We start from the raw sequence: 13,135 nt of genomic DNA, 5'->3' as shown, positions 1-13,135 counted from the left end.
CAACAACCACTGGAGACCCCCCCACAATGAAGATCCACGAATACCAAGGCAAACAGATCCTGAAGGAATATGGCGTGCCGGTGCCGCGTGGTACTCCGGCTTTCACCGTGGACGAGGCTGTGCACGCGGCGCAGAACCTGGGCGGCCCCGTGTGGGTCGTCAAGGCGCAGATTCACGCCGGCGGCCGCGGAAAGGGTGGGGGCGTGAAGCTGGCCCGGTCCGTGGACGAGGTGCGCCAGTTGGCTGGGCAGATGCTGGGCATGCAACTCATTACCCACCAGACCGGCCCCCAAGGCCAGACGGTGCGCCGGTTGCTCATTGAGGAAGGCGCTGATATTCGAAAGGAGTTTTACGCCGGTTTGGTCATTGACCGAGCAGCCCAGAGGATCGTCGTCATGGCCTCCAGCGAAGGGGGCATGGACGTCGAAGAGGTGGCGGCCAAGACACCGGAGAAAATTCATAAGGTCTGGGTTGACCCTCTGGCTGGGTTGCAAGACGCTGATGCGCTGCTGCTGTGCGAGCGCATCGGCCTGCCGGAGGCCAGCCGAGCCGAAGGTGCCCGTGCGCTACAGGGCTTATACCGTGCATTTTGGGACAAGGATGCGTCGCTGGCCGAGATCAATCCTCTCATCCTGCAAGGTGACGGTGGCGTCAAGGCGCTGGACGCCAAGTTCAACTTCGACGACAACGCGTTGTTCCGCCACAGCGAACTCGTCGCCATGCGCGATCTGGACGAGGAAGATCCCGCGGAGATCGAGGCGTCGAAGCACGAGCTGTCCTACATCCAACTCGACGGGAACATCGCCTGCTTGGTCAACGGTGCGGGCCTGGCCATGGCCACGATGGACACCATCAAGCTGTTCGGCGGCGAGCCGGCCAATTTTCTCGACGTGGGTGGTGGCGCAACGGCCGAGAAGGTCACCGCAGCGTTCAAGATCATGCTGCACAACCCGCATGTCAAGGCCATCTTGGTGAACATTTTCGGTGGAATCATGCGCTGCGACGTGATTGCCGAAGGGCTGATTGCCGCCAGCAAGGCGGTGTCACTCAAGGTGCCACTGGTGGTGCGCATGAAGGGCACCAATGAGGATCAGGGCAAGCAGATGCTGGCTGCGTCAGGTCTGCCGATCATCAGTGCTGAAACCCTGGCTGAAGCGGCTGAAAAGGTCGTTGCAGCAGCGGCTTGATGGTGATCGTCTTCTCCCTGTTCACGCAATGGCGTAAGGCCGCCCCAAGCTCATTGCGCTAGCCACAAAACCCTTAGGCAAAGGGCCGTCGGAATGTGCCGACGCATCCTTTGCCACGATCGGAGCCATATTCATGTCCATCCTCATCGACAAACACACCAAGGTCATCACCCAGGGCATCACGGGAAAGACAGGCCAGTTCCATACGCGCATGTGCCGCGAGTATGCAAATGGACGCGCTGCCTTCGTCGCTGGAGTCAACCCCAAGAAGGCTGGAGAAGACTTCGAAGGTATTCCGATTCACGCAACCGTTGCCGAGGCGCGGGCCGCCACGGCTGCCACGGTGTCCGTGATCTACGTCCCTCCCCCTGGCGCTGCCGCGGCCATCTGGGAGGCGGTGGAGGCTGGCCTTGACTTGGTCATCTGCATCACCGAGGGCATTCCGGTGCGCGATATGCTGGAAGTGCGCGCGAAGATGCGAGCCAGGGAAGCCCAGGGCGGAAAACCGACACTGCTGCTTGGGCCGAACTGTCCGGGCCTCATTACGCCCGACGAAATCAAAATCGGGATCATGCCCGGGCACATCCACCGCAAGGGCCGCATCGGCGTCGTCTCGCGCTCCGGTACGCTTACCTACGAGGCGGTGGGTCAGGTCACGGAGTTGGGATTGGGGCAGAGCAGCGCCGTGGGCATCGGCGGCGATCCGATCAACGGTTTGAAGCACATCGACGTCCTGAAGTTGTTCAATGACGATCCGGATACCGATGGCGTGATCATGATCGGCGAGATCGGAGGACCGGACGAGGCCGAAGCCGCACGATGGGCCAAGGAGCATATGCGCAAGCCCATCGTCGGATTCATCGCGGGCGTCACCGCGCCACCGGGCAAGCGCATGGGCCATGCCGGAGCGCTCATTTCCGGCGGTGCCGATACGGCCGAAGCCAAGCTCGAAGTGATGGATGCTTGCGGCTTCACCGTGACGCGCAATCCTTCGGAAATGGGTAAGCTCATCAAGCAGCGACTGGGTTGAGGAACCTCGGGGCGCGCGTGCAGGCGCGCGTCTGAATCCTGCCACAGTCCGCACAAGTGGCGAGAGCCACACGGCCTGTCTCCGCTCGTTCGCGGTCGTCTCCCGCTATGCTGCGGTGACGTGCGCACGCCTGCGCATTGCACACACCGCGAGCATTCGGAGCTTCACCTTGACCCTGGATTCCTTTCTCACTCCCGTTTTCTGGGCTGCCCTGGGCCAAATCGTCCTCATCGACATCCTGCTGGGTGGTGACAACGCTGTGGTCATCGCACTCGCGAGTCGAAAACTGCCACCGCTGCAGCGCCGGAAAGCCATCATCTGGGGTACGGTGGGCGCGGTGGCGTTGCGCGTGGTCCTGATCTTCTTCGCGCTCACGCTGCTGAGGCTGCCTTTTCTGAAAATCGCGGGTGCGCTGCTGCTGCTCTGGATCGGTGTCAAACTCATGCAGCCTGAAGAAGAGGACCATGGCGGGCATGGCGCTGTCAATGCGCCAGACAGGCTTTGGTCTGCCGTCAAGACCGTGATCGTGGCTGATTTCGTCATGAGCCTGGATAACGTGATCGCCATCGCCGGGGCGGCCCAGAACGCGGGTTCTGATCACAGCCTGATCCTGGTCATTTTCGGACTCGCGCTCAGCGTGCCCATCATCGTCTGGGGCAGCCAGTTGGTCATCCAGTTGATGGCTCGTTTCCCTGTCATCATCACGTTGGGCGCCATGCTGCTGGGTTGGATCGCTGGGGGACTGGTTGTCACGGACCCTCTGGCTGAGCCGTGGACGCAGCAAACGTGGGCCAAGCATGCAACGGCAGTTGCCGGTGCCGTGGGCGCGGTGTTGGTATGGGGCGTGGGGCGGTGGATGCGCGAGCGCCATCGCCAGCCGGTGGTCGGATGCTGATCGCGGAGGGCGCATGACCATGGAACGCATCGCCGCACCGCCGCCTGTTGCAAGACTGGAAATGGTCAGTTGCACTGACCAGGGCCGGATTCGTGAGCACAATGAGGATGCCATTGCCTGCGATCCGATGTCAGGCATCGCAGTGTTGGCGGACGGGATGGGCGGCTACGCGGCCGGTGAGGTGGCCAGCGGGGTGGCAGCGGCGCAGATTTGTGCCGATTTGGCGCGATTAAAGGGCGAGTATCCACGCATCAGCGCCATGGATCTGTCGCAGGCCATGAGCGAAGCAATCCGCCGCGCAAATAGCCAAATCTACCGCTCCGCCAAGCAGGACGCACGCTACACAGGCATGGGAACGACGCTCGTGGTGGCCGCCTTCACGGGCAATGTGGTGGTGCTGGGACATGCTGGCGATTCGCGCGCTTATCTTTTGCGACAGCGGCGCCTGTCGCAAATCACCAAGGATCACTCGTTGCTCCAGGAGCAGATCGACATGGGCCTTGTCCGAGCGGGCGATCCCAGCGGCAAGGCCGTGAAAAATCTGGTGACACGCGCACTGGGTGTTGACCTTGCGCTGGAGCCTGAAATCACCATGCACCCGGTTTTGCCCGGGGACCAGATCCTGCTTTGCTCCGACGGTTTGAGCGATATGCTGTCCGACAACACGATGCAGACGATACTCAACGACTACGATGGGGCCGCCGAGGCTGCGGCGCGACGGCTTGTGCAGGAAGCCAATCTGGCTGGCGGGCGCGATAATATTTCAGTCATCATGGTTCAGGTGAATCACCATTCCCACGAATAATTGCCATAACAAGCGTAGCCCGGCGTAATTTCCCACTGACGTTTTCTTCCAACCCCAACCACAAGGCAGAATCGCCATGGCCAAGCTGGTCATCTTTCTCGACGACAAGGTGCTTAAGGAAGTGGTCCTCAATAAGGACCGCATTACGCTGGGGCGTCGTCCGCACAACGACGTGGTGATCGACAACCTGGCAGTCAGCGGCGAGCATGCGGTCCTGCTGCGTGAGGGTGAGGGCTATGTGGTGCAGGACCTCGGCAGCACGAACGGTTCATACATCAATGGCAAGCCGATCAAGCGAGCGCCCTTTAATGAGGGGGATTCGCTCGACATTGGCAAGTACACGCTGCGCCTGCTGTCGGACTCGAAGGCGTCGGCCTTCGCAGGTTCGCGCTTTGGCAATTCGCGATTTGGCCCGACTGGCTTCAGCAACTCCGGTGCAGCCAGTTCCGGCTTTCGCAACTCGCGTGGCGCGGCGACCTCCAGCTACAGCCCCACGCAATATAACGACCCGAGCCTACCGACCTTCAAGATCCGCGTGGTGAGCGGGCCTGCAGCGGGTACCGAGTTGGCTCTGAGCAAGCCGCAAACCACGTTCGGCCAGCATGGCGTGATGGTGGTATCCATCCAGCGCAATCCGCGTGGTTACGAACTCTCCCAAGTCGAAGGTGAGCAGCGCGTGCGCATCAATGGTGGAGCGCTTGGACTCGTTCCTGCGGTACTCGCCGCGGGCGACGTCATTGAGCTGGCAGGCGGCACGCGGCTGCAGATTCTGCCGGCCTGAGAAGACGCCGAGCCTGCATCGCCAGCGCGGTCGTCCACGCCCTGGCTCTGAATCATCCAGCGATCAGCGTGCGACGCGCATGACCTTGAGCATGTTGGTACCGCCGGCGGTGCCGATGGGCTCTCCACAAGTGATCGCATAGCTGTCCCCCCCGGTCAGCGCGCGGTTCCTGACCAAAAGGGTCTCCGCCTGTTTCAGGGCTTCATCGCGATCTTTCGAAAAATGCATGAGCACTGGCCGCACATTGCGGTACAAGGCCATGCGGCGCACCGAGCCTTCCTTGGGGGACAGCGCGTAAATCGGCATGCGCACGCGGTGGCGGCTCATCCATAGCGCGGTCGACCCGGATTCGGTGAGAGCGACGATGGCTTTGCAGCCCAAATGGTGGGCAGTGAAGAGTGCTGCCATGGCAATGGACTGGTCAATGCGCGTGAACTGTTTGTCGATGAAGTCATGCTCCAGCTTCATCTCTTCAAAACGTTCTGCCTCAAGGCAGATGCTTGCCATGGCCTCCACAGTCTCCACCGGATACTTGCCCGCGGCGGTCTCGGCCGAGAGCATGACCGCGTCAGTGCCATCGAGTACTGCATTGGCAACATCCGACACCTCGGCGCGGGTCGGCACCGCGTTGGTGATCATCGACTCCATCATCTGGGTTGCCGTGATCACCACTCGATCCATGTCGCGGGCCATCCGGATCATCCGCTTTTGTAGTGCCGGTACCGCCGCATTGCCGACTTCGACGGCCAAGTCGCCTCGTGCGACCATGATGCCGTCGGAGGCGCGCAAGATCTCAGCCAGCGCCGGAATGGCTTCGGCGCGCTCGATCTTGGCGATGAGCCCTGGCCTGTGACCGTGAGGATCCCCGGCGACGTTGGCGAGTTGCCGGGCAAGTTCCATGTCGGTGGCGTTCTTGGGAAACGACACGGCCAGGTAATCAGCCCGGAAGGCCATGGCGGTGCGGATGTCTTCCATATCCTTCGCCGTAAGCGCAGGTGCTGAAAGCCCGCCGCCCTGCTTGTTGATGCCTTTGTTGTTCGACAGCTCTCCGCCGATGACCACCGTGGTGATGATCTTGGAGCCATCGACCGCGTCCACCGCGAGCACGATGAGCCCGTCATTGAGGAGCAGGCGGTCGCCCGGCTTCACGTCGCGAGGAAGATCCTTGTAATCGAGGCCCGCGATATCCTGATTGCCCAGTTCGCACTCGGCATCAAGCGTGAATCGCTTGCCGTTTTCCAGCATAACTTTGCCGTTTTCAAATTTGCCCACGCGGATTTTCGGTCCTTGCAGATCCGCCATGATGGCCACTTCCCTTCCGCACCGGGTCGCCGTCTCGCGGACCAGCGCCGCACGATCGATGTGGTCCTGAGCCTTTCCGTGTGAGAAGTTCAATCGCACCACGTCCACGCCGGCGCGGATGATGCGCTCAAGCACTTCGGGAGACGAACTGGCCGGGCCAATGGTGGCAACGATTTTGGTAGCGCGGGACATGGAATGAAGGAGGCGTGAATGAATGCTCTGCAGTGTAGGGCCACTTCGCGTCAGTTTCGTGTAAAAGACCGACGTGCTGCGCTCAATTTTTGATGTGGCGCACGCCACTCCGATGCGCACGAGCCAAGACCCCGGCGCCCAATGTGGGTAACGCCAAGGGCAGTTCGTGGCACCCCTCGCCCATCTTGCGCGAAATCGCTTTGGTGGCGGCGCAGTGCTCACGCGAAGCGGATGCTCGCGACGGGCACAGGATCCCCGACGCGCAGATGCGGGCATCACCGTCGCCCCTCGTGCGCGTTCCCACGGGGTGCGCCGGAAACAAGAGTTTCCAATCGCCGGGGAGACAGGGGGCCGGACTCGACGACGCCCGGCAGAGCAACCGGGGGTCATCCGTCAAAGTGGCGCACTCGCCCAAGCGCGGCTTAGGCGACGGCATATGGTGACGCAGCCCCGAGCCGTGGAGCCAACTCAGCCCAGCCAGCGCTGAAGCCCCATCAACACCCAGTAGGCCAGCATGCCGGTCAGGATTGTGCCAAGAATGCCGCGGCGCCACAGAAAGTAGCCGCTCGCGACGGCCGCAGCACCCAGCTTCACCCAGGAGGGCCCCAAGCTGGTGTGTAGCAGCAACTCGGGCGCGACCACAGCCGCCAATGCTGCAGCGGGGGCGTACCGCAGCGCCAAGCGCAGGCGCGAGGGGAGGTCCCACGGCTTGTGTGGCATCAGAAACAACGCGCGCGAGATGACGGTCACGGTGGTAAGGCCCACCACCAGGGCAGTGTCGTTCAGGAAACTCATGGGAGGCGCCTGTTAGATCGCAAGTCCCGTGCGCCGTTGGGCCCATGCATCCCAGCTCATGCCGACCATCAGGGCCAGCAAGATGGCCAACACAAGGTTGAGCTTGAGGGGCAGCCAGAACAGCGCCGTGCTCAGTGCCGAAGCCATGATGATGATCCCGGCCACCGCGCGGTTGGCCATCAGCCCCAGCACGATGGCCAAAAGCGCCAGCGTTCCGGCAAAGGCCACGCCCCACGAATCCGGAAACAGGTCAGCGAGGAGAATGCCAACGATCGACGGCACCTGCCAAAACGCCCAGTTGGTCAACCCACCACCAAGAAAGTATTGCGTCTGCGTGGCGCTTCCGTCGGCTACGGGATGGCGGCGCAGCATCATGACCAAGTTGACGTCGCCGATCAAATAGCCATAGGCGAGCCGTCTTCGCAGGCTGAGGCGCTCCAGGTAAGGGCGCATCTGCGCACTGAAGACAACAAAGCGAAGATTCACGCAAAATGCCGCGCCGAGCACCAGCAGCAATGGGGCCCCCGCTGCGATCAGGGGAAGCGCCGCAAGTTGCGCGCTACCAGCGAACACCGTCAGGCTGATGACCAGCGCCAGTCCAACGCTCAGGCCCGATTTGACCATCGCCACGCCGGTCACCAGACCCCAGGCGCTCACCCCGAGGCCGACTGCGCGCATATCTCGTGCGCCTTCGCGAAAAGCGGGGCTGGCCAGGACCTGGCTGATGCGAGTTGGCAACAAAACTCTCTCCGTGGTGGGGTGGGTTCGCACGCGAATCCAGGCTGTGTACGCGTACGACCGGCGGGGTGCAACAGCCCTTCAATAGGCGTTATTTTGCGCCGCGGCAAAAACCCCTGCAAGCGCTGCGCGGCTACCGCCGTGGCACCACGATGCGTCTCAGAACAGGCGCGCGACGCAAGATGTCCTGGATTTGCGCCACCCGTGGGTCGCCCTGCAGGCCGCTTGCGGCCGCAAGCGTGCCGAAGTTGATGGCCGTCTGGGGGGCGTACCTCCAAAACGCATGGGCGGTATAGCGAGCGAGCTCCAGCGCCTTGTCCGTTTCGCCGAGGCGCAGCAGCACAATCATGCGGCGCGTGAGCAGACCCGGGTCACCCCAGGCGTGAGACGAGCGATCGAGAAGGGCCAAGTCAGCCAGCAGTTCGCTGCGGCTCGCACCCGGAGCAGGCAGCACGGCAGCAGCCTGCGCAAACTGTGCCAGCGGCAGGAAAAACCAGTCGTCGCGTAGCGCCGTCTTGCGCGCCTGCAGACTGGCTCGGGGGTCGGCGCCGTACACATCCGAGGTGCGCGCGTAGTCCGCTCCGGCCTTGATGACCAGGAGGAAAGCCAATCCACCGGCAACAACACCCGCCATGCGTCGCGCGCCCAGCGGAACCCGGCTGCGTTGCGACGCCGTGAGATGCACAGGCATCGCAGCGCCTTCGGCCCACCCCATCACGAAGGCGAAGGTGAGCAGGAAGTAAACATACCAAAGCGGGTATTCGACCAGACTGTGCATGGCGATGAAGGTTGCGGCCATCAAACCGGGCAGCAGGGCAATGCGTCGCGCTGCGCCGGCCGTGCCTGCGCGCCAAGGCTGCACCACCTTCCAAACCCACACGGCAGCGATCAGCATCACGGGCAACGTGCCCGCAATCCCGGTCTCAGCCAGGAGCTGCAGGATCAGGTCGTGCGCATTGTCAATGTTGTCGAGCGGCAGGGGATGCAAATGGCCCGCCAATGTGGTTTGCTCCAGACCCCAGCCAATTTGACCCCAGCCCCAGCCGGTGAGCGGGTGCATCTGGAAAACCTGCCATGCGTTGCGCCAGATGATGGAGCGCGCGTTCACGGGTTGGTCAAGCTGACGGGTCACCGCGTCCAGATAGCTGATCAGACCCAAATGGTCAGCTTCGTGCAGGACGAACCACCAAGCCGCGTACAGGAGTGGAGCGGCGAGCAGCGGCCGCCACTGCGGGCTGCGCCACGCGCCAGGTACAGCCAACAGAACCAGTAGACTGACCGCGACCACATGCACCGTGCCCGTGCGCGAGCCACTGACGACAAGCGCCCATGCCATGAGCACGCTAGCCATCCAGATGTGCCGTACACGCAACCGCGGGGCCAACCCGGCCAACCCCGCGTAGCCCAGGGCCACGGCTGTGGCGTAATGATTGGGTTGGCGCAGGTTGCCATAAATCCGGCCACTGCCGGGGAAGCTGATCAACTGGTAGAACCAAGGAGCATGTGCGTTAAACCATTGGCCGAGCGCAGGCGCCTGCCATAAGCAGAATTGCACCAGCCCGATCGCCACCTGCGCCAACCCCTGTGCAAGCAAGGCGGCTGATGCAATTCGCAACCAGGAAGGCTCGCGCGACAGAGCCAAGCCCAATCCGGCCACCAGCGCTGCACCGAACAGGAGGAGCACGGAGAGCCAGCCCTGCCCTGGATAGGCGAGGTAGCCGCCCAGTGTTTGCGCGGCGAGCACCGCGCCCAGCGCGACGAAGCCCCACACAGCAGCGCCTCGGCGCGGGACATAGCCTGTTGCGGCCATGGCAAGAACGACCAAGCTCCATAACCCTGCCGCAAGCAGCATGCTGCCAGCTTTGGCGGTGGGGCCGGGGTCGAAGGGCCAGACGAAAGGAAGGGCAAGCGCGAGCAGCAGCAGGAGCTCAGCAGGGCTTGCGCCGGGCTTGCTGTTCAGGGCGTCAGGCGATCGCGTCATTGCGGAAGAAGTTTGTCAAGCTTTTTGTCCTGTTTCAATTGCTGCTGCAGCGCCTCCAGGCGGGCGTCAATGATGGAGGCCTCGAAGTAGTTGGCGCCCGGCGTACGCTGGGCGATCTTGAGTTGAAGCACAGCGGCTTCAAGATTGCCCTGCAGGGCATACGCCTCGGCAGTGGCTCGGTGCTGGGCTGCAAACTCGCCCGTGGCAGCGTAGGACTGGGCAAGCCAGGTCCACATCCGCGCGTCGCGCGGATGCAGCACGGTCTGTTCACGCAGGAAATCGCGTGCTGCATGTTTATCGGGCAAGGCGAGTAGCGCGCGTGCTTGCAGGTGGAGTACGGCGCGCGAGGTTGCGTCCACTGTACGCAAGCGGTGCGCGAGCTCCACTGCGGCCTGCGGCTTTGAGCGAGCGAGCAGGATCTCGCCTTGCGCCAGATCCAGCGGCAGGCGATCCGGGGCGCTGAAGCTCGCGGCAAGGCGTGTAGCCTCATCGAGAGCCGCGTCCGCCGCGCGCAGCCGCTTGACGTCGAGCCATGCCAGCGCTTCGCCATAGGCCCAAGCGACCCGCTGAGCTGGAAAGTCCTGGGGCCGGTCGGGCGACGGCTGAGCCAGCTGCTCGGCGAGGCGACGCAGGTCGTCCGCGCGCTGGTACGTCAGCACGCGGGCGCGCGCATTCATCAACCAAAAGGGCAGACTGCGGTCTGGGGGGAGGGGCTGGTTGCCGCCGCGTGCCTGTGCGTCGGCGATGCGTTCACTTGTCAGCGGGTGGTCTTGCAGGAATGCGAAGACGCTGGCGTTGTCCAGACGCGACAAGTTCTGCAACCGCTCGAGCATGCTGGCCATTGCTTGGGGAGGATAGCCGGCAGCACGCAGTATCCCGGTGCCGACACGATCGGCATCGCGCTCGTTGTTGCGCGAAAAGCGCAATGCGCGGTCCACCGCGGCCGCCTGTCCACCGAGCGCTAGCCCTTCGGCGGCCTGTCCGCTGCCGGCGACGCCGGCCAGGATGGCGAGCACCAGTGAGCCGATGGACAGAACGTTGCCAGTGCTCGCCTGCGCCAATCGCTGCGCGATATGCCGCTGGGTGATGTGCGAGAGCTCGTGCGCGAAGACCGCGGCCAGCTGCGCCTCGGCTTGCGCGTCCACCACCAGTCCGGTGTGAACACCGATCTTGCCCCGGGAAGAGCGAAGGCGTTGAAGGTGGCGTCACGCAGCAGGAACACGCCAAAGTGGTGCGGGGCAGCAGGCTCTGCGGCCGCGTCGGCAGCCGGGGTGAGCCGTTCGACGATGCCCTGGAGGTAGTCGCGCAATAGGACGTCGTGAAGGTATTGAGGTTGCTGGCGTATCTCCGACATGATGCGCTGGCCGAGCCGGGTTTCCACGGCGGGCGACAGCAAGCCTTGCGCCGCATCGCCCAACGCCGGTAGGCTTGCGATCGATTCATCCTCCGCTGCGCGGGTGTCCGCTTGGACGCCCAGGAACAAGGAAAACCCGCACAGGCCACAGCGCAAAAACCGGCGCCGGGAAGGCCGTTGTAGCGCCTGCCCTTGGCGCGGCGATGCAGAAGATGATTCGGTCATGGCGGAAAAGGTGAAGTGCCGCGCGCGGCGTGGTCGGCGCTGCCGCCCTCAGTTCATGAGCGCGGCAAGTGCGCGTTGTTGGCCCTCGGGCTCGTATTCGGCCAGTACGGCTCGTGCCAAAGGGGCAAGCTTGGCGCAATCGGCGCGCAGCACCTCTTGCTTGACGCTCAGCAGTTGTGCCGGGTGCATGGAAAAACTCCGCAGGCCGAGTCCCAGCAACAAGCGGGTGAGAGCTGGGTCGCCCGCCATTTCCCCGCATACGCTGACGTGGACGGCACGTCCCTTCCAGCTCTCGGCCGCGTGCGCTTGGGCAATGGTCTGGGCCAACAGTTGCAGCACGGCCGGATGCAGCGGATCGTATAGGCCGGCCACGCTCTCATCGGCACGGTCGATGGCCAGCGTGTATTGCACTAAATCGTTCGTGCCGACCGAGATGAAGTCGAAGTGTTTGAGGAACAGGGGCAACATGAGCACCGCGCCAGGCACTTCGATCATGGCACCGGTCTCGGGCACGCCGTGCGGCCGACTCGATGCCGCCAGTTCGGCGCGGGCCATGTCGAGCTGAATGAATGTCTGGTGAACCTCGGTGGCGTGCGCCAGCATGGGGATGAGAATGCGCAGCGGTCCATGGGTTGCGGCACGCAGCAGCGCACGCAACTGCACCCGAAACATGGCGGGGTCGGACAGGCTGTAGCGTATCGCGCGCAAGCCGAGTGCAGGGTTGAGGTGGGTAAACTCGCCGTCCCGGTAGTTCGCCTCGGCGTCAAGGGGCTTGTCAGCTCCGATGTCGATCGTGCGTATGGTGACCGGACGCCCGTTCATGCCCTGCACCACGCGGCGGTAGGCTTCATACTGTTCGTCCTCGCCGGGCAGGTCGTGGGCGCGGTTCATGAACAGATACTCGGTCCGGAACAAGCCAATTCCAGCAGCGCCCGCAGCGAGCGCCGTTTCGCAATCATCGGGCAGCTCGATGTTTGCGAGCAGTTCCACCATCTGTCCGTCCAACGTGCGTGCCGGCGTATTCTTCAGACGCGTGAGGCGCTGGCGGCCGAGTTCGGACTCCTGCTTGCGCACGCGGTAGTCCTCGAGAATGATGGGCGAGGGGTCGACGATGAGCAGGCCGCTGTCGCCATCGATGATGATCCAGTCATCCTGACGGATGAGGCGACTGGCCTCACGCGCGCCGACCACGGCCGGGATGTCCAGACTGCGCGCGACGATGGCGGTGTGCGAGGTCTTGCCGCCCACATCGGTGACGAACCCGCGGAATACGCCCTGCTTGAACTGCATCATGTCGGCGGGGGCGATATCGTGGGCCACCAGCACCAGGTCTTCGTCTCCGGCAGTGCCGCGGGCCATGCCGCCGGTGCCGCGCAGCGCACGCAGCAAACGCTCGACGACTTGCTCCACGTCGGCCTTGCGCTCGCGCAGGTATGCGTCGTCCATCTCGTCGAAGCTGCGCCCAATCACTTCCAGTTGCGCGGTTAGCGCCCACTCGGCGTTGTAACGCCGCTTGCGGATCCAGGTGGCCGTTTCCCGGCCAATCTGCGGATCGTCCAGCAGCATCTTGTGCACGTCGATGAAGGCGCTGAGTTCGGGTGGGGCGTCACTCGGCAACTCCAGTTGCAGTGCGTCCAATTCAGCGCGTATGGCCTGGCGCGCCGCGCGCAAGCGATTGACTTCCTGCTCTTCGTGGCCGGGGTCGACAAAATAATGTGCAACGTCCAGACGCGCCGAGGACATCAGCACCGCTCGCCCGACGGCGATGCCCCGAGAAACCGGAATACCGAAGATTTGCAGTGCCATGGCGCAATGGTAGATGCCGCGCGGAACGGCGCGTTTACGCCGGC

General features: G+C 63.4%; 11 protein-coding genes. 5 read left to right on the top strand and 6 right to left on the bottom strand.

All coding sequences use genetic code 11. The features are described from left to right. The first annotated feature begins 26 nt into the window (after window positions 1-26). The 5 genes from sucC (at window position 27) to CD04_RS0116590 (ending at window position 4,698) form a co-directional block, all read left to right on the top strand. A complete protein-coding gene (gene sucC, locus CD04_RS0116610) occupies window positions 27-1,187 on the top strand; it encodes an ADP-forming succinate--CoA ligase subunit beta (RefSeq protein ID WP_031408791.1) in 1,161 nt (386 codons plus the stop codon). A 133-nt stretch (window positions 1,188-1,320) separates the two neighbouring features. Continuing rightward, window positions 1,321-2,217, top strand: coding sequence for a succinate--CoA ligase subunit alpha (gene sucD / locus CD04_RS0116605; RefSeq protein ID WP_031408790.1), 897 nt, complete (start codon window positions 1,321-1,323; stop codon window positions 2,215-2,217). 175 nt (window positions 2,218-2,392) lie between these two features. Beyond that, the gene (locus tag CD04_RS0116600; RefSeq protein ID WP_031408788.1) at window positions 2,393-3,112 is read left to right on the top strand and encodes a TerC family protein; all 720 of its coding nucleotides are present in this window, start codon (window positions 2,393-2,395) and stop codon (window positions 3,110-3,112) included. A gap of 13 nt (window positions 3,113-3,125) precedes the next feature. Then, window positions 3,126-3,917: a Stp1/IreP family PP2C-type Ser/Thr phosphatase gene (locus tag CD04_RS0116595; RefSeq protein ID WP_369792854.1), complete on the top strand. Its 792-nt coding sequence runs from the start codon at window positions 3,126-3,128 to the stop codon at window positions 3,915-3,917. Between the two features lie 76 nt (window positions 3,918-3,993). Beyond that, complete coding sequence (locus CD04_RS0116590) at window positions 3,994-4,698, top strand: FHA domain-containing protein (RefSeq protein WP_031408784.1); 705 nt, start codon at window positions 3,994-3,996, stop codon at window positions 4,696-4,698. A gap of 63 nt (window positions 4,699-4,761) precedes the next feature. On the opposite strand, the gene pyk is transcribed toward CD04_RS0116590, so the two are convergent. From pyk to ptsP, 6 genes are all read right to left on the bottom strand, one after another. Further along, entirely contained in the window at window positions 4,762-6,192 is a 1,431-nt protein-coding gene (gene pyk, locus CD04_RS0116585; RefSeq protein ID WP_031408782.1) for a pyruvate kinase, read from the bottom strand. Window positions 6,193-6,660: 468 nt separating this feature from the next. After that, window positions 6,661-6,987, bottom strand: coding sequence for an AzlD domain-containing protein (locus tag CD04_RS0116580; protein ID WP_031408780.1), 327 nt, complete (start codon window positions 6,985-6,987; stop codon window positions 6,661-6,663). Between the two features lie 12 nt (window positions 6,988-6,999). After that, window positions 7,000-7,725 carry an AzlC family ABC transporter permease gene (locus CD04_RS0116575; RefSeq protein ID WP_031408778.1) on the bottom strand — a complete coding sequence of 242 codons (726 nt, stop codon included), beginning with the start codon at window positions 7,723-7,725 and terminating at the stop codon, window positions 7,000-7,002. A gap of 133 nt (window positions 7,726-7,858) precedes the next feature. Next, entirely contained in the window at window positions 7,859-9,706 is a 1,848-nt protein-coding gene (locus tag CD04_RS0116570) for a PglL family O-oligosaccharyltransferase (protein WP_231480671.1), read from the bottom strand. Beyond that, window positions 9,703-10,854 carry a M48 family metalloprotease gene (locus CD04_RS22140; RefSeq protein ID WP_051849363.1) on the bottom strand — a complete coding sequence of 384 codons (1,152 nt, stop codon included), beginning with the start codon at window positions 10,852-10,854 and terminating at the stop codon, window positions 9,703-9,705. The genes CD04_RS0116570 and CD04_RS22140 overlap by 4 nt, the downstream gene beginning before the upstream one ends. A gap of 479 nt (window positions 10,855-11,333) precedes the next feature. Next, on the bottom strand, window positions 11,334-13,091 hold the full coding sequence (gene ptsP, locus CD04_RS0116560; protein ID WP_031408773.1) for a phosphoenolpyruvate--protein phosphotransferase: 1,758 nt from the start codon (window positions 13,089-13,091) through the stop codon (window positions 11,334-11,336). Window positions 13,092-13,135: the final 44 nt, after the last annotated feature.

Origin of the sequence: Thiomonas sp. FB-Cd, from assembly GCF_000733775.1 — a bacterium.
GTDB lineage: Bacteria > Pseudomonadota > Gammaproteobacteria > Burkholderiales > Burkholderiaceae_C > Thiomonas_A.
Note: the sequence above shows the minus strand (reverse complement) of the source record. Positions and strands in the feature narration are given on the sequence as shown.